We start from the raw sequence: 22,303 nt of genomic DNA, 5'->3' as shown, positions 1-22,303 counted from the left end.
GCTTATTCCTCCTCATAAGAATCAATCATTCGGCGGATTTCCTCTATCTGTTCTGATGACAGCTTTTTGTGTTTTGTAAATGCCGAAACAAATGCGGGAAGTGAGCCTTCAAAGGTTTTCTCCAATAGTTCATCAATTTCCGCTGCCTGCACCTCGTCTTTTGAAATGAGAGATGTTACAACGGCATTTTCATTCTTCAAAACGCCGCGTTCCGAAAGACGGCGGATGACTGTATAGGTTGTTGCCTTGGACCAGCCCAGCTTTTCTTTACAGAGCTTAACAAGCTGTGTGCTCCCAACAGGTTCATTCTCCCACAAAATCAGGCAGAAACGGTATTCGCTTTCAAAAACTTTCGGTGTATCCATTGGTTCATCCTCCTTGTGGGTTTAATTCATTCAACCTTTATTGTGAGTTTAACACATTAAACCCGGATGCGTCAATCTTATTTTAGATAAAAAAAGGCGTTTAAGAATCCATCATATCTTTAAAGACACTCTGTCATACTTTAAACGCTCATTTTTGTTGATTTTATATTTGTATCATTATAAAAACTTAATCTGTAATCTTCACCGTCTCAATTACCGGCTGGTTTTCTGCCGCAACGGTGCCGTTGCCATCCTCTACTTTTGTATCTTCACAAATTTTATCCACGATCTCCATGCCTTCTGTCACATGCCCGAATGCCGCATACTCTCCGTCTAATGAGTCTGTGTCTTCATGCATGATAAAGAACTGGGAACTGGCACTGTCATAGTCCCGGGACCGGGCCATCGAGATGACTCCGCGTTTATGTGAGATAGGATTTTCCACACCATTCGACGAAAATTCACCCTTTATTGTCTTACCGGAACCCCCTGTCCCATTTCCCTGTGGGTCTCCGCCCTGAATCATGAAGCCGGAAATGATCCTGTGAAATGTAAGGCCGTCATAAAATCCGTCATTCGCCAGATTGACAAAGTTCGTCACTGTAACCGGGGCTGTATCTGCATCTAATTCTACCTTTATTGTACCGTAATCCTTCACGGTTATCTCCGCATGATGCTTTCCTGACAGGAGGTCTGCATTGCTCTGGTCTTCCTGGCTCTGCTGTGCCTGCTCTTCTGGTTCCTGTTCTGTCTTTGACTGACAGCCGGCAAGTGAGAATGCAGCCAGCATAATGGCTGAGATTATTAATATTTTTTTCTTCATTTGTCATATCCTTTCTGCTTCTTAATATACTTTATTTTATCTTCTTTGTTTTCTTGTCCGCTCACAGTTAGCATTATACCATTACGCCACACGTAAGTCATCCCTTTTATCATCAGGAAAACATCCTTAAAAAGCATGAAAAAGCTGAAGGGAGCTGCTACACCGCTGATGTCATTCATCAGCCGGTACAGCAGCTCCCTTTCGCTTTCCTGTATCTGTTAAATCTTATTGGTCATAACTCGTTTTAAGATTCTTCATGTCCACTTGTTGACTCAACATTCACTTTCGCCTTTTTCTTCCTGAATCTGCGTACAGTCAGCACAGCCATGCCAAGGATCAGCAGCGGGCAGATGATGTTAATTGCCAGTCTCACTTTATCCACCAGTGTAATCGTATCTTTAAATACACTTCCCGGCATTGCACCGTTCATTGCTTTGGAGTTAGCGATAGTATAGAGCATGCGGTGCATGGCTTCTCTTCCATAGTGGTATACAGCCGGGTCGTTTTCATCGAAGTCGAACCGGGCGGATTCTTTTGCATAGGTCAGCTTTCCGTCTGCCCCGGATTCGATCATCTGGTATCCATCCATGAATACGCCTGTGTTTGCGTTATCTGTCAGGACAAATCCATTGAATGCCCATTCGTCTCTTAAGATTCCTGTGATCAGCGGGTAGGACGCGCCGGTCCATGTATATCCCACACGGTTAAATGCTGTCATGACCGCCTGACAGGCACGGATTTCCCGGGTTGCGTTTTCGTATGTCCCGTCGTCATTTTTCCGGACGTAGTTCAACTCCACGTCGCCGTTCTTCATACACATTTCAAATGGAGTCAGGTAAATCTCACGTGCCGCCTGTTCATTTAGCCATGTGCAGACTGCAAACTGCCCCTCTCTGTCACCGCGGTGGTTTTCCTGATCGTTAAATGCGAAATGTTTGATATATGTATACATGCCCTTGGATGCGGCCCCATATACTTCCTGTGAAGCAACTGTTCCTGAAAGGAAGGCGTCCTCAGAGTAATACTCCCCGTTTCTGCCGGAAAACGGTGTGCGGTGGATGTTCATGGACGGGGCGTACCATCCGTCAGCGCCGCCAATCAGTGCTTCATTCCCGATCATTGTCCCGTATTCCAGTGCAAGGTCCTGATTCCATGTCTGTGCCAGTGTCATCATATTCGGGAACATTGCCCCGGTACCGCCGTAAATCAGTCCTGACGCGGTGTCTGCATCAACACAGAACGGTTTGTTGACGGATTCCAGAAAATCTGTCCCGTAACCGGACTGTGCAATCATTGTAAAGTAATCCTCTGCCGTCAGCTGGTCTAAAAGATCCTCCCAAAGAGCATCATCGAAGTCCAGACCACGCATATCGATCAGTGATAACCCATTGTCTTTTCCATACACGATTTCATCGTCAAAACTCTTAGGATCCACAGGGCTTAAGGAGTCAAAGGAGTCGATCTTAGCGAGCAGTTCACTGCTGACCGTCTTCCCGTAGACAAACGAAGCCGGATTGCCTTCTTTATCCGTCCCGTTGATTTCATTTCCCCACGTGCTGACCTGATCCATCGCCTTGCCGTCATGCTCCGGCCATGTTCCCTGCCAGTCATTTCTGGAAATATATGTCACATCGCCTGCCGCCTCATCAAACAGATTGCTGATTTCCTGACCACTGTAGGAATCCTTTGCATAGGTAACTGTATCTACATCCGGATTTTCAGGAACGTAAACATCTGTCATTCCCAAATTTCCCTGCGCTGTCATTTTCTGTACATCAGCATTTCCTTTTGCTGCAAGAATATTATTGACTGCATCATGGGCATTTCGGCCAGCCGTAATATAATAATCTCCGGCATCTAAAATGTAAGTTTTTGCAGTCTTATAGTCATATGCTTTTAATTGTTCTTCCTTAAATGTGACAGTTACCGTCTGCGTCTCGCCGGGTGCAAGTTCCTCGGTCTTAGCATAGCCGGCAAGCTGTACCGATGCTTTTTCCACACCATTGGCCTTATCATATTCCGTGTATGGGCTCTGGGCATAGATTTCCACCACATCTTTGCCGGACACGTCTCCCGTATTCTTTACATCAACCGTGACTGTGCACGTGTCTTTGTCCCATGCCGTTTTGAAGTTCTCCCACTGGAATTCTGTGTAGGATAATCCGTAGCCGAAAGGATAGCAGACTTCCGATGCATAGTCAAACTCTCCTGCATTCCCCTGACCAAGCACGGTGTCTTCGTATCTCGTCTCATAATATTTATAGCCTACATAAATGCCCTCTGCATAGCTGACATAATTATATTTTGTGACCGTTCCGTCTTCATTGTAATACGCATAATCCCCGAAATTCTGTGCTGCCGGTGATGCCAGTGCATCTGCCGCAAATGTATCCACAGTACGTCCGGAAGGATTGACTTTCCCTGTCAGGACGTCTGTGACCGAATCCATACTGCCCGGGGCATAGATGACAGAGTGAATATTCGGGTAATCAGCCAGCCAGTCCAGTTCCAGTGCCGCATTTGAGTTCACGACAAGGACGGTGTTGTCATAATTGTCATTCAAATACTGCAGGATTTCTCTTTCCGCAGAATCCGGCTCCAGATAGCTTCTCTCTTTATCTTCCTGACTGTCTGCATGGTTATACATGGAACGGGGCATATCGCGGCCCTCGCCTGCCACCCTTTTCAGAACATAAACCGGAACCGTATCTTTTACACTGTCCAGTGCTTCCTTCGAAATCTCTGACAACGGACACTCATTGATCCGGAAATCCTCGGCATCACCGAAACTGATGGAACCACTTGCAAGTCCGTAATCCTTTCCGGCCCCCTCGGCATAGAACTGCCAGAGTGTATCGTTGATTTTCGCTCCCTTTTCCTCATATACATCCCTGAGGCCAGTTCCGCCTCCCAGCATACCGCCGCCTACGGTCAGTTTTGCCGTGTTCGCACTAAACAAACTGAATGTAGAGTCTTCCGACAACGGCAGCATATTCTCTTCATTTTTCAGAAGGACAATCCCCTCCTGAGAAATCCGCCCGGACAGGTCTGCCTCCGCATCGCCGATCTCGTCTTCTGTATAGTCTGCCTTGTTGTAGTTTAAGTCCAGACCTTCTGTTTCCGCTTTCGAGTTATCGATTGTCTTGTCTACATCTCCCAAAATGCAATTTACCATCCTGTCGTTTGACGCAAGCACGGTATTGGCCGCCACCATCAGCACAACCAGTACAATGGCAAGGACGCCTGAAATAATCGTGCGGATTACCTTGCCAAACATTTTTCCTTCCTTTTTCTCTTTCCTCTTCATGATTTCCTCCTTTAAACCTGTTTCATCCCACCGGAGTGTGCCTGCCACACCGGCTTTTATCGGAGTATATCACAAGAAATACCTTATTCGTTCCCGTCTGTCCCAGTCTGCCTTTTTTGCGTCGTAACTTGCACAGCCGGTATCGTAAGGCGCAGAAGAAAGATTTTATATTCCGTCTCTATTGTCACAAATCCCCCATACTTTTCAGCCGTATGGATGATACTTTTTATCCCGAAACCATGATAATTCCTGTCATGCTTGGATGTTCTCGGAATTCCGTTTTCCATCCTGATATCATCCTGATACGGGTTCTCAAACTGAATAAAAATCAGTCCCGCCTTTTTATGCAGAAGCAGGCTGATACACCGCTGGTCTGCCGGAAGTTTCCGGACACCTTCAATCGCGTTGTCGAGCGCATTCCCAAAGAGTGTATACAGATCCACGGCATCCATAAAATCCAGAAGCCCGCCGTCCGCGATACAGGTCAGGTTAATCTGCTCCTGACTGCAGACAAGGCTTTTTTCCGTCAAAACAGTATCCAGAATCGTATTGCCGGTCTGGGGCATGGCATCATAAATCATCACCGACTCCTCGATTGAGTCAATCGCATCAGACCTCTTTTCCAGATTATCGATACCCCTAAGCGCCGCCACCTGATGTTTCAGATCATGGCATTTGCGGTTAATAATATCAATCGTCTCCTTCGACATCTCGTACTGTGCCTTATGGCGCATCCAAAGCTGTTTCTGCACATTTAGTTCCTCCTGAAGACTAAGCTGACTCATCTGTTTTAACTGGCTGTATAGGACAAAGATACAGCAGAACAGGGCATAAATACCGTGTATCGTTTCGAAGTCCCCGACCGAAGCTGCCACACTCATCCCCAGAACAAGGAACAATACGATTGTCATAAACCCAAAAGACTTCACGGCGCTGGTCGCATAATGCTTCTCCTTTGCCATCTTCCTCGCAAAAATATAATAGGACAGCACATAAACACCTGCATGGACGGCCAGATGCAGAAGCGTGCCAGGACCTGTGCCTAAACCAGTGAAGCCTTTTATGATAAGCCTCAGGCAGTATGCGATATGCTCCGTAAGATACGCGCAGGTTGCACAGTACACAGCTTCCTTCAAAGATACCCTGAACGGAATCCACACCAGTACTGCCATCAGGAAAAAGACAAAAGCACAGACCAGCATGGTACCCGTCACGGTCATTCCGGTGTCCGCTGTCATAAACACTGAAATACCATCTTGATATTCAAACAGGGCCACCATAACCATGCACTCCAGTAAAACTGTAAACACAAACTTTTTCAAGAAATTTTCCCTTTTCTCCAGACGCACTGCATAAACAATCAGGGCCGTAAATAATTCTATCGGGAAAGACAGATTTTCCATACGATTTTCTCCTTCTACAGATACCCGGTTCCCAGATAATCCGACAATGCTTTCAGGAACTGTTTCTTCTTGGGCCTGCTGACGGGAAGTTCATATTCCCCGGCCATGACAGTTTCCTTCCGGACCCCTGTCACATTTTTCAGATTAACCAGATAGGAATTGCTGCACCGCACAAAATGACACTCCGCAAGTTCACGCTCCATCTGCTGCATGGAGCAACGCATAACATATGTCTTATTCCTCGATACAATATGGAGATTATGGTTCTTCACCTCTATGAATAAAATATCATTTGTAGAAACGCGCTCTTTTCGCTCATCAACCGGAAGCAGAAGATATTTCTCCTCCTTCTTTTTCAGCAGTACTAACGCCTTCTTCAGCTTCATGGAAAACTGTGCGTAGGTAATCGGTTTCAGCACAAAATCCAGAGCATCGACTTCGTAGCCTTTAATCGCATACTGCGCCATTGTTGTTATAAAAATAAGAATAACGGCCGGGTCACTGCGGCGGATCTTTTCTGCCGCCTCCATCCCATCCATATGCTTCATCTTAATATCCATCAGGATAATATCCCATACCGGCTTGTAATCATCAACAATATCCAGCCCGTCCTTAAAAAATGTAACCTGAAAAGACTGGCCGTTCTCCTGCTCGAATTGTTTGATATAGGCATCCAGCCTGCCCTGATATTCTTTTTCATCTTCTACAACCGCAATGCGAATCATATTTCCCACCTCTTTTTCATGCGTCACGTACTGCTTTGGCATTATAAAACAAATTATAGCATTTTTCTGATGTGGTTGTCATTGCTTAAACTAAATGAAAAAGAGGTGCCGCAATTAACCGGCACCCCGAATATAACAATTCCTTTGAAAATATGTCCTCTCCCTTTACCTTATTTCATAAGCCCTCTTATGTGCAGATTGCGATTATGCAATTCATTTTTTTCGTTCAGAAGCAGATTTCTCAGAAACACCTCGAGATACTCTGTTGTTTCGTAAATCCCTTTTTGCAGGTTCGTATAATTAGCACGAACAAGTGCATTTCTGAAATACCATGCATTTTCCGCAAACATATCATTAGTCACAGAAAAACCAAGTGATTGTAAATACTTAATAAAGAATACTGCGGTTGTTCTTGTGTTGCCTTCTCCAAAGATATGGATTTGCCACAACCCTGAAACAAATACCGCAAAATGATGGATAATATCGTTCATTGAAAGTCCCTTATAACTAAAGCTCTTTTCCTGCGAGAAATCATATTCAAGAGTAGCACGAAGTTCTGAAGCACTTCCGTATATAACAGTCGCACCATCTAAAACCCACTCTTTTTTTGTAATATTATAATCTCTTATCTTTCCGGCGTGCTTATATATACCCTGAAACAATTTTCGGTGGATTGATATATATTCATTTGGAGAAAACGAAAACGCTGTTTCCGACAGTATCCCTGCAATTCGTGCCGATACCTTATCCGCTTCTTCAGTACGCTCACCATCGGAAGCCTCCGGTCTTTCCTCATAATAACTGTCAATAATATCTTGAGCTTCCTTTATCGTGATTTTACCTTCGATATTTTGAATAGCGGTATCAATTAGATATTTTGAAGGTTTTAATCCGTCTACCGCCTGCAAACCGATCGCTGTACTCCATGCATAACCTTTACTGCGCTTATCAGGCTCAGACTCTTTCAAATATTCCTTAAAGGGGTCTTTGTTCATATCACTATCTTTATTCTTTTCGTAATCAAAATTCATCCCTTATTTCCTCCTCCAAACAGCGCCTAAATAGTCCGATTATTTCACCTGCTTATTTTAACATATGGACCTCCACTTAACAACTGTATCGCCCAATCACAAAAAATCCCGGAAACTATGTCCGGGATTTCATGCATTTCAGTGTAACGAAGATTGCAATTGCCGTTGCAATAAGAAATTCAGCAAATATCACTGAACCATTCCATATCTCAAGATTAAAGTGTCCAACGAAGTATACCGCAAAAAATATCAGGTAAATTCCAACTACATACAAGATACAGTGGATCATTTTGGTGCGTTTTCTTTCCCTCACAAGCATCTGTTCCTGCTGCTTTTCAAGCATTTCTGTTTTTACGGAAAGTTCATCTATTTCAGATGGTTTCAGAAGATAATCGATTGTGACATCAAACAGACCACTTAAAGCTACAATCTTCTCCAATTCCGGTACCGCCTGACCCGATTCCCATTTCGATATCGACTGTCTTGACACATCTAATTTTTCCGCCAGCTGCTCCTGAGTTAAATCCCTGCTTTTTCGCAGTGCTAATAATTTTTCTGAAAAATTCATTTCATATCCTCCTTTAGTTGATGTCATCATCATAGCAGATAAAACGGTTGCACTCTATATAGGGGGCTGTATATTTGCGCAACTGGGGGTGGAAATAACTAACATTTTGAAGTATCAGTTCTCCTGCAGCATCCTCCACTGTTTTTTCTTCGCCCAGTTGGTAACGTACCATTGATTCACTGATGTATAAGTCTTTTGTCTGCATTACTAATAGGGATATTATCTGTGAAAGCTGAGTAATATTCCTCGGCCAGGGATATTTTTTCAATTCATCCATTGCAGTTTCCTCAAAGCCGAAAATTCTTTTCCCATAATCTGCGTTATAATAATTCAGAAGAATATTACTCAGGAATTCAATATCGCCTTTATGATTCCTGAGAGGAGGCATTTTAAAAACATTTTTCCCCATCCACTCTGTAAGCTTTTCATATAATTCAGGGATCTCATCAGAATTACCACTATTTTCAATCACTGCAGCTACAACTTTGCAGTTCCTCTCTGCCAGATAATCATATAGAAGGATCTGCACTTCTGGCTGAAGTTTAGGCAGGTCAAATAAAAATAAAAAAGAATCCTGCGCATAAAGCGGAGATTTGGATGATAAAAATAATTTTTCGAAAATAGGCTGGTCTAACATGGCACAGTCCACCCGATAGGAAAGCACACTTTTCTCCTTGTTCGCATACTGGCAACGAATAGACATAACGCATATCCATGATGATAGGAAAGAGATTCCCTTTTCTTGCCCCCCCAGATGATGCTGCGCAATCGACATCGACAGGGTTTCATCAAATTGACATTCTAAAAGATTATTATTCATCTGCAATCCACATTTCCGCGCAGGAAGTGACCGTATAAACGCCGTTCGATTGAATATTCACGGTCATTTCAATCCACACCTCCGCGCAGGAAGTGACTTAGTTACCGGTTCGTGGTGTTACGGAATACCAAAATTTCAATCCACACTTCCGCGCAGGAAGTGACGGTCTTTAACGTTGCTTGGGAAGATGCTGAATATATTTCAATCCACACTTCCGCGCAGGAAGTGACATTATGAAACTAAACAATATTGATTTAATGAAAGATTTCAATCCACACTTCCGCGCAGGAAGTGACAAGCTCAAGCCGTCCATCTACATTGCACCGGGCAATTTCAATCCACACTTCCGCGCAGGAAGTGACCAGTCAGCAATGGTTTTCATTGCAGCTGCAGAACCGATTTCAATCCACACTTCCGCGCAGGAAGTGACGTAATCCGGCCATTTATCCCTCCAGTTTGTGGGATTTCAATCCACACTTCCGCGCAGGAAGTGACGAAACGATGATAGCCGGATCTCCTTTTGTGTAGGAATTTCAATCCACACTTCCGCGCAGGAAGTGACTTCTCATCAAATGATGAAAGGAATGATTATTATATTTCAATCCACACTTCCGCGCAGGAAGTGACAGCAAAATTGCACAATTTCTCCATCTATAATTATGCTTTTCTACCATATTTTATACTATTTCTATCAATATTACAACCCATTATCATTTCTCCCCATTATTTCCTCCCCTCTTTACTACATTTTCCCCACTTTATCAGGTGCGAATCTCCCGGGGAATTTATGTCCACTTCACATTCGCACCTGACATTCATTTTCTCTTTCTAGTTAAATCATATAGTGCCTTTTCCCTACATAAATTTTTATCAATCTCTTCCTCCGCCTTAGGTAGAACCTTGATAAAGTTATGATGCAATTCATTTTCCCCTTTATTAATTGTAAACCATTGGTGGGAGCCACTGGCATTTTCTTTACCTCGAACAGCTCCTGATTCATCCTCTCCAAACGGATATCTGACATTATCAGGTCTATTTTTCCAGTTGGCCATCACCTTAAGTGCTTGTGGCACTCTGTCCATATTAACAAGTGAATCTTCAAAGAATTTTTCGAAACTCTCATTGCCATTTGCGCCAATATCCATCATATACCACCGCCCTGTAGTTTCATCAATTTTTCTTATATGGAGTTCATCAACATTAACCCTTACACTGCCAAATCCCAGTGGTTTTGCTCTCCCAATCTTATGTGCACAATCTGGGTTTCCAAAATCAAGCGCCCACTTTAACTGGTTTAACTGTTTTTTGCTAAGACTTTCAAAATAAACTCTGAATTGAAATATAGGAACAGATTCTAAATTGTCTGAAGGCTTCATCGGGCGTATTCTCTGCCTCATGGCATTCAGGCTGTTATCCTTTTTGTAATCTTCAATCCTTACATCATGATGCCAGTAGTATTTTCTGCCTCTGATTTTCGGCTGGAAATCATCCAAAACTACTCTTTTTGTTTTTTTGCCATCTTTCAGATACTTATAATCATAAGTCCAATACCCTTTATCCTGCTCTATCTGGCAGTCATCAGATTCTGGGGAAGGCGATTGCGTATAAAATTCAACAGCACTTGGACGTGGCTCTCCCAATTCCGGCAAAACTAGAGGGTCTTCGAATAGTTCTTTTATGTTTGTTGGGGGACTTACCAATTTAGCATCTGTTATCCTTACTTTTGAGCCATACGCAAATGTTTTAGGCTGTTCTGTTTTGTCCAGCATTCCGAATATCTGGCAGGCAGAGCAAAGCTTTTCACCTATACAAGGCTGATATTCCCCATTATTCTTTAATATCGTATTTATCTTTTTCGTGAACATCTCTTTCCCTATACAAGCAGGCGACAGATATAAACGTCCACCCTCTGTTTTTGTATAATAAACAAGCGTGCCCGTTTCTAATACTTCATATTCATTGTACCATTTACCATCTTTAGCCTTTCGGTTCTTTTTTTCATTCCTATACTCATTCAGCAAAATTTGTAATAGTTCCACATCCTTGTCTGATACCCGAATACCTTTCCTTCCGCCTTCTTGATCCTCAAGAAAAACTGCCTCATACTTTTTCTTTTCAATATACTCGCCTTTATGAAGATAACCCTTTTTAAAACCCTTTGCTTCTCTTAAATCGGGACTGTAAGGTTTATATTGAACTACCACCTTATTTTTTCCAGTTTTAACCCATATTTCCTTTCCTTCTTTCCATGTATTATAAACCGCTCTCTTTACCATGCCTCTCTTGTCAGATACCTTGCCTTTTTCTTGATTCTCTCTCTGCTCTTCCTCCTGTTCGACCCGCAGCCTTACCTTTGTGCACGGTCTTAGGAACCACCCGGCTGGTTCTTTTTTTAAAATTCCCGGCTGTTTGACCTCAATCACCCTTCGTGAAATATCACGTTCTCCGTCAACGGAGGACATACATCCGTTAAAAGCTGCTTCATATACGCTGCGCACAGCACCTCTGATTTCACTGCCGGGTATTACCGGATTCCTTGGCGGAAGCGGCGGCTGATCTGTATACGGTCCTATTCCCGACAAATCATCATAAGAAAAAAAGTCATACCCTTTTACTACATAGTCCTTTGAATCCTTCTTTGCTTTTTTCACATCCTCCACATTAGTAAGACTTTTATAAGAAGATGTGTTCGGGATAAACAAATGTGTTAATAGACGCAGGCTGCAGTCAAAATAACCCATATAGCCTATGTCTTTATTCCCTTCTAAACTTTCACGCTTACATTGTCCTTCAAAAGGTATAAAATTATATGGATTTACAAACCGTTCTCCTTCTTTATATTTTTTCGGCTTATTCTGATCTGAACTGTAAAGGGCATTTCCGTTTTTGCAGGATTGTTCTTTGCCGCTGTTCTTATAATTTTTCTTATACCCTCCCACATTTGCAGGGGAGGGGTTAGTTGTTCTAATAGGATCTTTCTTTTTAGGATCTTTTTTTCTGTTATACATTTCACCTTCATCTATGCTATATCCGTTCATTTTATCCCCCTATTCACCTATTATGTTCCCATATGCAGAATCCCTTCATGCGTATGTCTGTCTGATAAACCAGCTCCTGATTGTCAGCATTTGGAACCCGCATATATCGTCTTACCTCTATGGCAGCGCCAACCCGGTTACGGACTTCATGATTCTTTGGTACCGGAAGCTGCACCGGTATCTGTATCTGGGTCCCCCTGTTGGAGGTCAGCAGACTCCAACCAGGGATTCCGCCCTGATTGTCCCTCTTCACCTCACCCCAAAGTTTCTGCTTCTCATCCATGTAATATTCTTTTTCTTCTTTATTGTCTGCATTATCTCTGTTAGGCTCCTCTTTCATATGGTCCTCTGTTTCTTTATCAGATTTTAGTCCGTCATTGCTTTCTGCTTCTCTAACCTCTTTTATCCTATCCAGACTTCCGCGAAACCGCCCTTTCCATTCGTCTCCGGCTGGCTTCAGCCATAACTCTCCGGCTCCATCAAAAATACGTAATTCCCTTGTATATTCCCAAGAAAGAGGTTCCAACGCAGTATGGTTCCCTAAAACTATGTAGAATTCTCTGTTTTCATATTTCCCAAAACCAACAGCGTAATCCATCACAGCATAAAGATAGGCTCCCTCCGGAAAATATTTTTTAACTGTTTCTTTTATCTCCTCTTCTGATTTTGACTCTATCTTTTTATATCCTTCTCTGGCATTATCCTTCTGTACATTCATCCTCTGTCTCCTTTGCCCATTGCACTGCCCTTTGCAAATACTTTTCTTTTTTCTGCTCACTCAGTGGCTGTCCATCCAATAAGATTTCCTCCCATTTTTTACCTGAGTTGCTAAAGATCCCCCTGCCAATCGCCGTCTCCCCGCCAATTGGAAGGATGCCTGCCTGCAAATCAAGAATCGCCCATAACAGAAGTCCACAGATTATATCATCCGAATCCTGCGTGCCCTCTTTATGCCTGTCCTTTTGTAAGAAGATTCTCAGAAGCACGTTCCCCCCTGCCCAGGGAACCTCCTCATATAAAGCACCTTCCACAGTCCCTCCTGTGAACCGGTCGATGGCGTTCCGAAATACCGGAAGCTGATTGCCGCCTTTCACAACTGTCTCCTCAAATATGATTCTGGAGGCAAGAATTTTATCACCAGTCCCGTCATTCTTTGCATCATTTTTCATCCATGTGCCAAAGAAAGGGTTTAGCCTGCTTTGTGCCTTTTCCCAGCTTTCAAGGTGGGCAATCTCTTTTATAATCTTCGCGATGTGACTTCTGAAAGCACCTGCAATACTGCTGCCGGGTATCAACGCCTCTTCCCCTCTGCCCCCTGCTGTTAACTGCCCGTAATCTGGCATTTCATCCGTTCTTTTAAAGGTCGTGCTGTATGTCCTGATCAATAACGTGTAAGGGATATCCAAAGGCACTTCGAAACAATGGATAAATTTTCGTGCTGCCTCCTTCCCCTCTGTGCGTAGCCATTTGGCATACTGTCCCTCTGCCCCATGAGTTATATCTATAGATTCCTCCAGAATGAATGCATCAGGCTTTTCCCAATCCCATTCCAGCCACTCCAGATAGGATGCCTGTTCTTCCATATTAAACGTTTTGATTCGGACCTTTTCTATCTTAAACTGTCCAAATCCCCTCTGGCTCCTGGCTCCCAACCGGAGTTCTCCTGTTGTAAACCCATGCACCCAGTTCCATACCATCCGTAAATCATCATTCATAAGCTTCTTTAAATCATTCTGTGCTTTTTGGGATTCCCGTTCTATAAATTCCAGCCGCATTTTAAAATTAGCATTGCTCTCTATAATCTGAATCTCATATTTTGATTTATAGTCCGCCGTCTTTGCCTCTCCAAGCCTTACCCCATCACGGATTCCAATCTGTGCATTTTGTATCTGTGTATCGTAGACAAATATCCGGCTCTGACGGTCACTTGCTGCCCCTGGCAGTTCATCCTTAGGTTTTCCAAAAAGCTGATCTGCTTCTTTTTCCCGTCCGATTTCTCCTGTATATGCCCTCAATGCCCCAGCCAGCGCACTGCCCGGGATAAAAGGATTTCCTTTACTGTCTAAAATTATATCTGAATCCGTCTTTTCCTGTTCTCCTGAGCCAATAGACAAAGCAGATGCAAGGCTTCCCTCCAGTTCAATACAAAGGCGTCCGCAGATTTTGTTGCACCCAAAGGGTCTCCCGTAATCCATACCTTTCGGAGGAGTCTGCGGTAAATCACGGCACATAGTACGACTTTCTCTCTCAATCTTCATCCTTATCCCTGCTCCTCACTTTCCATTTTGCATTCTCTAAATAATGCTTCATAAATTCATAGGACTCTCCCTGACATGGCGCTATTAGTTCCAGCACCCGTTTCTTTTTGCTCTCTTTGGCTATCTTCTCAGCCTGTAGCTTAATCTCTTCATAAAATCCAGGCTCCCCATTCTGACTGCGCAGTATCTGCAGCAGCAACTCTATGGAAGAAGAAGGCGGAAGTTCTTCTCTTTTGATTGTATCCAGTTTGTCTAACGAAAGGTTTTCGCATTTCGTCTTCTCTTCATAATAGCTGCATAACTGCGCCAGCATGCCGTCATCCGATTCGTTCCCTGACGTTTCTGGAGCAGGCGGATGTCCCTCATCCGAATTACAGATATTTCCCCCTTTATCCACTCTGGACCAAGGCTCTAATTTTATCTGTCCGCAGCCTTTTCCAGTCATCAGCCCCCATCTTTTCCCTTCCAGTTCACTTATCCTGATATCCTCGTCCGTATCTAATGTTATGTAAAATGCACTTCCGGCCGCTAATGCCGGATATGAAATGGAAGGCATCCTCCACTTGCTGTTATAGCCGTTTACCACTGTATAGCTGCAGGCTGACTTAAACTCCTTAGCTGGATACCCCATTATTTTTTCTGCCTGTTCTTTTATACTGCTCCATTCAAAAAAAGGACCGCCGTTTTCATCTTCCAGAACCATTGGACTCACAAGCCATACCAGCCACTCCTTCCCCGTAACTGCCGGACTTTTCCCCTGTCCAGAACGTTTTACCCCTTTTATACAGAAAGTACATTCCCCATACTCTGCTGTTTTTGAACGTCCCAGCCTCAAACGCCAGGCATTGTCTGCAAGACATTCCGCAAGCTTTTCGATATCTTTTGCCCTTCCCTTCCAAGTGCCCGCGAACACCTGCCCTTTTGACAATGCAATATATTCGAAAAACTGCCCCGTCTGGTGGGTGGTATCCTCTGCACGGTCATTCAATGCATGGGCAATTCCTCTGTCTGCCGGACGGGCATGATGAAAGTGTATCTCTTTTTGCGGTACGGCAACATGCAATTCATTATCTTCCAAAAATATCTGACCGCTAATGTCCTTCCTGCGGGGATTTTCGCACCATATGTTAAACCATTCGCTTTGGTCATCCTTTTTCACAGCCAATGCTTTCGGACACGGTATATACTGTTTATCCCCCTTTTTCAGGAAACCATATCCGAACTGTACCCCGTCCCTAAGAAATATTCTCCTGAAGTTCTCGTCTTCATGTGCATTAGCCCCTAATGAATATTTTCTGATATACATGCCTGCCAGCGCACCCAATACTGCTGCCCCTGGCAGACAATCCATATGCACCCCAGTATCTCCCTCCACAATTACAGGTGAATCCAATCTGATCTCATACGCCAGTTCTACTTCCTCCTCCGGGGAAAATTCTTCTAACAGCCCTCTCTTATACTGATTCACAGGCACTGCACAATCCCGTTTCCCGGAAGAAACCATTTCTAACGAACAGCGTACCTCCCCGAACCCTCTTGTAATCCCAAGTCCCATATGGCGTAATCCCTTAGCGCAGAGCTCCAATGCCCTCCCACCTTCATCGCTCAGTTCACCTTCCAGCCGGGCTTTCAGAACAATCCCTGCCGGAACAGTCTGAACGGTACGCAGAGAATGTGCCTGTGCACTCCCCAGCTCTGCATCAATAGCTGTACGAGCACGCCTTCTGGTAAAAACCTCTTCCAAAAAACTATCATCTAACTCCGGACAGCTCTCTGCTGCCTTCCGAAACTGTTCATAGTCCTTAATAGTAAAACTGCCTTCTTCATTTAATCCAAAAAGATGCTTAGGCGCAGAATATAAATGGGCATCCTGTATATATACGCCCCTTTCATATTCTAAACCCGGAGCACCAAAAAGCTGCCTCATCATACCTTCTTCTATAATCCCATTATCAGCCATTTCCCGGCCCGCCTCCACCAGACAGCCCTTAATCCTTTTTGCCGGAACATAAGGGATGCCATATTCCAAGGCTGTCTTTACATTGGTAATCCCCGGCACATTCTCACCGGTCGCCGTACATAAATCGCTTTTTAGCACAATTTTTAAATCCCATCTTTTCATCGGCTTACCTCATCTTGTATATTTAAATATTCTTTCAGTAGATCTAACCGGCACATCCCCCTGACTTCCAGAGCATCAAATAGCGGCGATTCCTGCCAGTTTAGGTTTCCTGCCAGCTTCTCGATATGATATCCCCTTGACTGATACTCCCTTTGTAAGTTGTCCACTTCCACTTCGCCCCTTTGCATTGCATGATAAATCTTATGCAGCCTGTTCGAAGGCCAGTCTTCCATCTTTTTCAGCACCTCATACAAAATACTCAGGCTTCCTGGCTCTTCCTCTTTTATCTGTTCCCTAACCGCATACGGTCTTGCCTGCCATTCCTCATCCCCCTGAAATGCACCTATCTCACTTCCTTTAATTACCTCAAAATCGAGATACCCTTCTTCTGGGTCTTCACTATTGCCCCGCTCTTTTCTTAACTGCTTTTCTCCATACCACTTTTTCTTCGCCCTGGAGCAAGATTCTTCGGCAATCTTGTATGCCTCATAAAAAGGAAAATGACTGTGCACAAACGCAATTCCGGCACATGCCGTTATCTTTTTTGATTTTTCCTTCTGCAAAAGGGATAACTGCCCCATAAAACCTATAGTTATCGGTATGGCTAAATCTGCCGTACAAATAAATGTAAAATCATCCCCATCCAGCAGAATCGGGCGCAAAGGCAGTATCTTCTCCCCGTCTTCGCTTTCTATCATCAGTTCATTTTGGTGTACCCATAATTTCCGAAGCACTTCTTCATAAGTTTTACCGAAAAGCATAGCTATCTCTTTCGATTTTTTACGGAGCAATGGAACGCCTTTTTTATATTCCATGTGAGTATCCATAATCTCTTTAACCTGCGCTCCCATTCCATTTCCATCAATATGTACTACTGCAATATAGCTGTCTTCTCCGGTCTTCCTGCACAGCATTTCCGCTTCCTCCGGATATGCATATTCAGCCCCTTCCCCAATCTCAGGATACAGCCACTTGAAGCCATAACTAGAAGAATCGCCCACTTGCCCTCCTTCTTTTTGGTCCCCGGCATTTTCACTTCTGGCTTTTTGAGAACCGTGTATTTGCTCATATCTCCACGTTTGTATCTGCTCATATGCATTCCGCTTCTGATATTGGATTTCAGTCAAATAATCAATACTCACCTTGTCCACTTTTTCATAACGTATACTATGTGTAATTGGATGATGAGATAAATGGTCCCGCTCTACTACCGGATATAGCGCCATGACAGGCTGACGGACCATTTTCTGCTTATATTCCGCCAAACGATCATCTAACCTCTTCATATCAGACCGAAAATCTATAAGCTTTGTGTCAATGCAGGCAGCCGCAAGATAAAGTCCCTGACAGTTCTCTGCCACTTTTCTGCCCAACCTCTGACCTACCTTGATATACTGCTCTTTTGTTCTATATAAAACAACCGCATTGCCGCCGCCAATATAGACAATCTCAGCCTGAATCCCCTCATCCTCCGGAAGACTTAGACTGTCCTGCCTGTTCCACTTAGTTATTACAGTTTTAACTTCACCATTATCAGACAATACTCCCTTCATGGCCTCAGGAAGAAATTCCTCCAGAATCCTGGTTACCTGATAGGATGCCCCTGCGTTTTCACGGAGACGGTTCGTTGCAAATATATAGCTCTGAATCCCGCTTACATCATATTTCGCTAAAATATAATCATTACTTTTCTTTTCCATGCTCTTTTTCCTGTCCATGTTCCTCTCCTTGTTCTCTGTCATAACCTTTCAGTATCCTATTAAACGTGTCTGCATATGTCCGGTGCGGAAAAAGCATTGGATTATTTAAAACCATGAGGAGCTGGTTCAATTGGAAAATCAGGGAAAGGAGGACATTTTCTTCTACCCCGTTTCCTTTATCCTGACCGATTTTCAAATCTTGGAGAAGATGCGGTCTCGCATTGCCTGTTCCCTCTTTGTTGAATATTCTTGCCTGTCTATCAGCTTTCTCTTTTATCAATTCACGAGATTCTGGCTCTGTTCCTTCCATTGCATGATTCAGGGAACAATTCCACGTATTTAATGAGCTGTCTTCCTCTCTGACAAATTTAATTAGTTTTTTCTTATCTTTATCTACTGTCAGTATGATATCAAACTCTTTTTTTAAGTCTTCATTTGTAATATTTTCCGCTAGTGCGCACAAAATTTTGATTGGGCGGGTAGCTGTCTGAGTCACCTTCCTTGTATCCGTATAATTATCTGTCATTCCCGTTGCCATCCTTGTGACTGAATCTAATGAAGTGAGCAGTTTATCTATTGATTCCGCCCATTCCAAAATATCTTCTGACTCTATGCCATTACTTTTACATTGTACCACGGCAGCCACTGCCTCTATGGGGATGAATCTGACATTTTCATAATTAAAAATGTAGGGAGTATATAATTCATCGTAAATAGCCAAATCAACTTCTTTTGATTTATTGCCATATGAGTCAATAATGAATACCCCTTGTTCAATGCAATACTTTTTCGGGATAATCATTTCAAATAAAGATTTCCATACCCCTTCCCGATACATTCCCTCTGTCAAATAATGATTAAAAACATTCAGCATCAATTGATTGACAATTGAGTGCTCTATCTCTTCGTAATTCTGAGCAAGCATCTTCATAACATCTGTGTAAGTCTTTGTATTTCCCATATTTTCTCCTTCTATCTATCATACGATATCTCATAGTGCCCAAATCCAATCGTTGCCCCTTTCCCAACTCTCAGATACCGTCCGACCTCCAATATCGGCACAAAACTGGATAAATCCCCCTCATACAATACCCATCCTGTTTTAGAAGGAAGTTCCAGTTTTCCCGTCTTTTGGTTCATTGAGTATCTGGAGAATCCCACGTCCTTCCAGTTTTCACATACAATTCTGATTTGTTTCGCATGTGCAAGCAAATTTTCTTCATCCCACTCCATACAAAAATCCGTGCAGGCTGTCGTCAATAATGATATTCTCCGAATCATAAACTGCATTAGCACCTCAAACGGCAATGTCTCAAATAAATCCCCTCCTGATACGATTCTAAGAGGCGTATCAAATGTAAGGCTTGCGTAGGAAACATTTCTGTCTGCTATCATTAGCGGCTTGGGGCACAAATTTCGAATCCAGCTTTTCCCGCCGGCATAAATCAGATTTCCTGATTCCGGTTCTATTACCTGCCTCAACTTAAAAGATAGCCTCTTTGCGCCCCATCCCTTTTGCTCAGCCGCTTGCAGCGCATCCAGATAGACTCCTGCCTGTTCCGCAGCTTTGCCAAGTAAAGTAAGGTCAAATGTGCACACATCCCCTTTCTCCCAATTTTCCTTTCCTTGTCCATGAACATACAGTGTATATGGATTAATCGCCCCTGCTTCTCCTCCAGTATTACTGAAGCACTGGACATAAAGGCAGATTCCCCGCTTCTCACATCGAAAACATTTTTCCTGCTGGCGGTCACAACAGAAGTCACGTATGCAATGTCCCAGAATCCCCCGCACTGTAGAGCCCATATAACCTGGTAAAGTGCCTGATTCCTGACACTCATAAGATGCCCGCAGAGTTATCTTTTTTAAAAATTCAAACATACCTGATCCCCCTTATATACTTTCTTCCATTATATACCAATTAGTGACAAAAAAATACTGTCACATGAGATTTACACGTGATCTTATTATTTTTTTCTATTTGTTTACGGTATAAGATTTAAATATCATTTTCCTAAAATAAAGAAAAGAAAAACTGTCTGTTTTCATAAGCCAGACAGTTTATAAAATGATACATTTATTAAATTACATCCGCAAAATTCATTTAGGTCCTCACTTTTCTGCAAATGAAAAACCCGGAACCTATGTCCGGGATTTCATGCATTTCAATGTGACGAAAAAATATTTATTTTTCTATAAAAGCAAATGTTTAGTTAATACTTGCTTTTAATAAATTCTGTTACATCTGAGATTTCCGGGAATAACGATGCCTTGTTAATGGAGAATTTATTTAGCATATTCAGTATCCCTTTTTTCTTATTAGCGGGAATGGTGTATATCTGGATTTTCCCTTTATATGTATAACGGTATTTATGGATAGGATTATACCTCTTATTAAAAAGGCCGCATATTATAAAGGCTCCATCCTGCTTAATTATCCTGTTATTTCTCTTCTCCGATAATACAAAGAAACAATCCAAGATGTCCTTTTTTATGATTTCATCTCTAAATGCCGGTTTTTCTAATTTGACTTCATGCAGAAGTCTTACTGCCTTTTCATTAAAATCCTTCTGACTAATTTTAGGGTCAGCTGCCCAAGCAGCCAATTCTTCCTTTGATTTCTTTTTAAACAATGGAATACTGGCCAGTATCGTTACGGTATCGCTGCCCGGGTATTTTACAATCTCCCTTTCGACATCAAAAACAATGACTTCACCTTTTTTTGTTGGATTACTTTCGCACGCAAAATATAAAGCCACCAAAGGATTCCGGGTAACATCGAGCATTCTGGTAGGCAGGCCATAGTGCTGCATATGGACCAGATAGTCCAAATGTGCAAAGCAGTGCGAAAATTCCTCCGGACATTCGATGATAAGTTCATTGTACATATCGCATTCATGGTCCAGCCACTCGCGCCTTCTCATAATGGAAGGGAGCAGCAGGTAATTAATATCTGAATGCCCACGGTAATAAGACGTCTTTTTAGCAGAACCAATGTCCTGCATTGCTTTGCAAAAGCTTCCGAAGGAGTTAATAATATTGATTTCCACCTTAGATTTTACATATATAATGCAGTCAGCAAAATCCAGTTCCGCTATATCAAAAGTCTTGCTAATTTGATGCAGAATTGTTTTAGTCTCATCTTTTCGCATTTCCATATTAGGATATGCCCTGTACATCCAGTTAACTATGGCCTTAGCCTCTAAAAGTCCTAATTGGTATTCATTTTGAAACTCTTCATTCCTTTCATCGAAATGAAAGCCTTCCAGATCCTCCAGATAATTCTTCTGAAAATCGCGCCAGATGGATACTCCGTCTTCTGCTGTCGGATACGGTTTTTTATATAGCTCTGAATACGGCGATTCAATGGCCAAAAGGCTGTTAAGCATATCTTTCTTATCAATACGCCCTGATATGTACTCCTCCATATCACAATACATATCTGATAAGAGTTTATCAGCACAAACTTGTTTAAACGCTTCCCGAATAATCGGATTATCTATTATTTGTTCAAAATTAAAAAAGAAAAAGAAGAAGACAATCACCGCCTTTCATATAACTTAATTCTATAGTAATTCGACATTTATTTCAATGGGAATGTTATTCTGTTGTTTCTTTTGTTTCCACACGAAAGCAGGCTTTTGGATATTTCCAAAAGCCTGCTCAGTGAAAAATATTATGCCCTCTTTCCGCACATTGCAAAAATAACAGGCTTTAAATTATGTTTGTCCAAATCGTCCCATATATGGCGGTCAGAATCAATATCTCTTTCACCACAATCAATAATATCAGTTCTGCTCTTAATATCAGCCAGTTTGGATTGAAGTGCTTTGATTTTGAAGCATGAAGCCAAATCAGCAAACTTATCTGCATAGACATGTCCTAATATTTCAATAGCAACAGAGTCTATAGAGATATTCAGCGGCCTGCCCATTTCTTTTAAATAAAGCTGATGGGCATATTCCGAAATCAAGAGAGAACCTTTCGTTGCAGGGTCGTCTAAAAATGAGAGAAGTGCACGGTCATTCTTAATTTGGATTAATTTTTCTTCACAGTTAATAGATATACCGTGAAATTCTTTGTTCCAGTCCGTCATATGAAATTCCTTATCTTTTGTTCGATACTGTGTATTGAAGTTATCTA

At 42.7% G+C, this 22,303-nt stretch carries 17 protein-coding genes, 1 pseudogene and 1 CRISPR repeat array; all 18 genes and pseudogenes read right to left on the bottom strand.

Annotated features, from left to right (window positions below; all coding sequences use genetic code 11):
• Positions 1-2 precede the first annotated feature (2 nt).
• The 18 genes and pseudogenes from ABIN22_RS13190 to ABIN22_RS13105 all read right to left on the bottom strand — a co-directional run bounded on the left by ABIN22_RS13190 (position 3) and on the right by ABIN22_RS13105 (position 22,256).
• Positions 3-365 carry a BlaI/MecI/CopY family transcriptional regulator gene (locus ABIN22_RS13190; protein WP_118620505.1) on the bottom strand — a complete coding sequence of 121 codons (363 nt, stop codon included), beginning with the start codon at positions 363-365 and terminating at the stop codon, positions 3-5.
• 187 nt (positions 366-552) lie between these two features.
• Positions 553-1,188: a peptidylprolyl isomerase gene (locus tag ABIN22_RS13185; RefSeq protein ID WP_346909197.1), complete on the bottom strand. Its 636-nt coding sequence runs from the start codon at positions 1,186-1,188 to the stop codon at positions 553-555.
• On the bottom strand, positions 1,185-1,367 hold the full coding sequence (locus ABIN22_RS13180; protein WP_118620507.1) for a hypothetical protein: 183 nt from the start codon (positions 1,365-1,367) through the stop codon (positions 1,185-1,187). Before ABIN22_RS13180 ends, ABIN22_RS13185 begins: the two co-directional genes overlap by 4 nt.
• 65 nt (positions 1,368-1,432) lie before the next feature.
• Positions 1,433-4,495 carry a glycoside hydrolase family 3 N-terminal domain-containing protein gene (locus tag ABIN22_RS13175; RefSeq protein ID WP_346909195.1) on the bottom strand — a complete coding sequence of 1,021 codons (3,063 nt, stop codon included), beginning with the start codon at positions 4,493-4,495 and terminating at the stop codon, positions 1,433-1,435.
• Between the two features lie 83 nt (positions 4,496-4,578).
• On the bottom strand, positions 4,579-5,898 hold the full coding sequence (locus ABIN22_RS13170) for an ATP-binding protein (RefSeq protein WP_346909193.1): 1,320 nt from the start codon (positions 5,896-5,898) through the stop codon (positions 4,579-4,581).
• A 14-nt stretch (positions 5,899-5,912) separates the two neighbouring features.
• Entirely contained in the window at positions 5,913-6,665 is a 753-nt protein-coding gene (locus ABIN22_RS13165) for a LytR/AlgR family response regulator transcription factor (protein ID WP_346909191.1), read from the bottom strand.
• 134 nt (positions 6,666-6,799) lie between these two features.
• A pseudogene (locus tag ABIN22_RS13160) lies at positions 6,800-7,618 on the bottom strand (Fic family protein); the annotation flags it as partial.
• 151 nt (positions 7,619-7,769) lie between these two features.
• Positions 7,770-8,222 carry a helix-turn-helix domain-containing protein gene (locus ABIN22_RS13155; protein WP_346909189.1) on the bottom strand — a complete coding sequence of 151 codons (453 nt, stop codon included), beginning with the start codon at positions 8,220-8,222 and terminating at the stop codon, positions 7,770-7,772.
• 13 nt (positions 8,223-8,235) lie between these two features.
• Positions 8,236-8,925 (bottom strand): AAA-type ATPase lid domain-containing protein, encoded by a 690-nt coding sequence (locus tag ABIN22_RS13150; protein ID WP_346909187.1) that lies wholly within the window; start codon positions 8,923-8,925, stop codon positions 8,236-8,238.
• 116 nt (positions 8,926-9,041) lie between these two features.
• A CRISPR array of direct repeats spans positions 9,042-9,669; the repeat unit is 32 nt; unit sequence ATTTCAATCCACACTTCCGCGCAGGAAGTGAC.
• A gap of 188 nt (positions 9,670-9,857) precedes the next feature.
• Positions 9,858-12,080, bottom strand: coding sequence for a TIGR03986 family type III CRISPR-associated RAMP protein (locus ABIN22_RS13145; RefSeq protein ID WP_346909185.1), 2,223 nt, complete (start codon positions 12,078-12,080; stop codon positions 9,858-9,860).
• 13 nt (positions 12,081-12,093) lie between these two features.
• Positions 12,094-12,798, bottom strand: coding sequence for a type III-D CRISPR-associated protein Csx19 (csx19, locus tag ABIN22_RS13140; RefSeq protein ID WP_346909183.1), 705 nt, complete (start codon positions 12,796-12,798; stop codon positions 12,094-12,096).
• Positions 12,779-14,338: an RAMP superfamily CRISPR-associated protein gene (locus tag ABIN22_RS13135; RefSeq protein WP_346909181.1), complete on the bottom strand. Its 1,560-nt coding sequence runs from the start codon at positions 14,336-14,338 to the stop codon at positions 12,779-12,781. The genes csx19 and ABIN22_RS13135 overlap by 20 nt, the downstream gene beginning before the upstream one ends.
• Entirely contained in the window at positions 14,328-16,460 is a 2,133-nt protein-coding gene (locus ABIN22_RS13130) for an RAMP superfamily CRISPR-associated protein (protein WP_346909179.1), read from the bottom strand. Before ABIN22_RS13130 ends, ABIN22_RS13135 begins: the two co-directional genes overlap by 11 nt.
• Positions 16,457-18,178 carry a Cas10/Cmr2 second palm domain-containing protein gene (locus tag ABIN22_RS13125; RefSeq protein WP_346909177.1) on the bottom strand — a complete coding sequence of 574 codons (1,722 nt, stop codon included), beginning with the start codon at positions 18,176-18,178 and terminating at the stop codon, positions 16,457-16,459. Before ABIN22_RS13125 ends, ABIN22_RS13130 begins: the two co-directional genes overlap by 4 nt.
• Positions 18,144-19,121 (bottom strand): DUF6602 domain-containing protein, encoded by a 978-nt coding sequence (locus ABIN22_RS13120; protein WP_346909175.1) that lies wholly within the window; start codon positions 19,119-19,121, stop codon positions 18,144-18,146. The genes ABIN22_RS13125 and ABIN22_RS13120 overlap by 35 nt, the downstream gene beginning before the upstream one ends.
• Before the next feature lie 11 nt (positions 19,122-19,132).
• Positions 19,133-20,041, bottom strand: a complete 909-nt coding sequence (gene cas6 / locus ABIN22_RS13115) for a CRISPR system precrRNA processing endoribonuclease RAMP protein Cas6 (protein WP_346909173.1) — start codon at positions 20,039-20,041, stop codon at positions 19,133-19,135.
• Between the two features lie 332 nt (positions 20,042-20,373).
• Positions 20,374-21,588 (bottom strand): FRG domain-containing protein, encoded by a 1,215-nt coding sequence (locus ABIN22_RS13110; RefSeq protein ID WP_346909171.1) that lies wholly within the window; start codon positions 21,586-21,588, stop codon positions 20,374-20,376.
• A gap of 248 nt (positions 21,589-21,836) precedes the next feature.
• A complete protein-coding gene (locus ABIN22_RS13105) occupies positions 21,837-22,256 on the bottom strand; it encodes a hypothetical protein (RefSeq protein ID WP_109732422.1) in 420 nt (139 codons plus the stop codon).
• Positions 22,257-22,303 lie beyond the last annotated feature (47 nt).

Origin of the sequence: Faecalicatena orotica (genome assembly GCF_905197545.1) — a bacterium.
GTDB classification, from domain to species: Bacteria; Bacillota; Clostridia; order Lachnospirales; family Lachnospiraceae; genus Faecalicatena_A; species Faecalicatena_A orotica.
Note: the sequence above shows the minus strand (reverse complement) of the source record. Positions and strands in the feature narration are given on the sequence as shown.

What these genes read in the sequence shown, in the direction of transcription:
- ABIN22_RS13190 (WP_118620505.1), bottom strand. Translation starts at nt 365, where the DNA reads ATGGATACACCGAAAGTTTTTGAAAGCGAATACCGTTTCTGCCTGATT.
- ABIN22_RS13185 (WP_346909197.1), bottom strand. Translation starts at nt 1,188, where the DNA reads ATGAAGAAAAAAATATTAATAATCTCAGCCATTATGCTGGCTGCATTC.
- ABIN22_RS13180 (WP_118620507.1), bottom strand. Translation starts at nt 1,367, where the DNA reads ATGAATGACATCAGCGGTGTAGCAGCTCCCTTCAGCTTTTTCATGCTT.
- ABIN22_RS13175 (WP_346909195.1), bottom strand. Translation starts at nt 4,495, where the DNA reads ATGAAGAGGAAAGAGAAAAAGGAAGGAAAAATGTTTGGCAAGGTAATC.
- ABIN22_RS13170 (WP_346909193.1), bottom strand. Translation starts at nt 5,898, where the DNA reads ATGGAAAATCTGTCTTTCCCGATAGAATTATTTACGGCCCTGATTGTT.
- ABIN22_RS13165 (WP_346909191.1), bottom strand. Translation starts at nt 6,665, where the DNA reads ATGCCAAAGCAGTACGTGACGCATGAAAAAGAGGTGGGAAATATGATT.
- ABIN22_RS13155 (WP_346909189.1), bottom strand. Translation starts at nt 8,222, where the DNA reads ATGAATTTTTCAGAAAAATTATTAGCACTGCGAAAAAGCAGGGATTTA.
- ABIN22_RS13150 (WP_346909187.1), bottom strand. Translation starts at nt 8,925, where the DNA reads ATGTCTATTCGTTGCCAGTATGCGAACAAGGAGAAAAGTGTGCTTTCC.
- ABIN22_RS13145 (WP_346909185.1), bottom strand. Translation starts at nt 12,080, where the DNA reads ATGAACGGATATAGCATAGATGAAGGTGAAATGTATAACAGAAAAAAA.
- csx19 (WP_346909183.1), bottom strand. Translation starts at nt 12,798, where the DNA reads ATGAATGTACAGAAGGATAATGCCAGAGAAGGATATAAAAAGATAGAG.
- ABIN22_RS13135 (WP_346909181.1), bottom strand. Translation starts at nt 14,338, where the DNA reads ATGAAGATTGAGAGAGAAAGTCGTACTATGTGCCGTGATTTACCGCAG.
- ABIN22_RS13130 (WP_346909179.1), bottom strand. Translation starts at nt 16,460, where the DNA reads ATGAAAAGATGGGATTTAAAAATTGTGCTAAAAAGCGATTTATGTACG.
- ABIN22_RS13125 (WP_346909177.1), bottom strand. Translation starts at nt 18,178, where the DNA reads ATGGACAGGAAAAAGAGCATGGAAAAGAAAAGTAATGATTATATTTTA.
- ABIN22_RS13120 (WP_346909175.1), bottom strand. Translation starts at nt 19,121, where the DNA reads ATGGGAAATACAAAGACTTACACAGATGTTATGAAGATGCTTGCTCAG.
- cas6 (WP_346909173.1), bottom strand. Translation starts at nt 20,041, where the DNA reads ATGTTTGAATTTTTAAAAAAGATAACTCTGCGGGCATCTTATGAGTGT.
- ABIN22_RS13110 (WP_346909171.1), bottom strand. Translation starts at nt 21,588, where the DNA reads ATGGAGGAGTACATATCAGGGCGTATTGATAAGAAAGATATGCTTAAC.
- ABIN22_RS13105 (WP_109732422.1), bottom strand. Translation starts at nt 22,256, where the DNA reads ATGACGGACTGGAACAAAGAATTTCACGGTATATCTATTAACTGTGAA.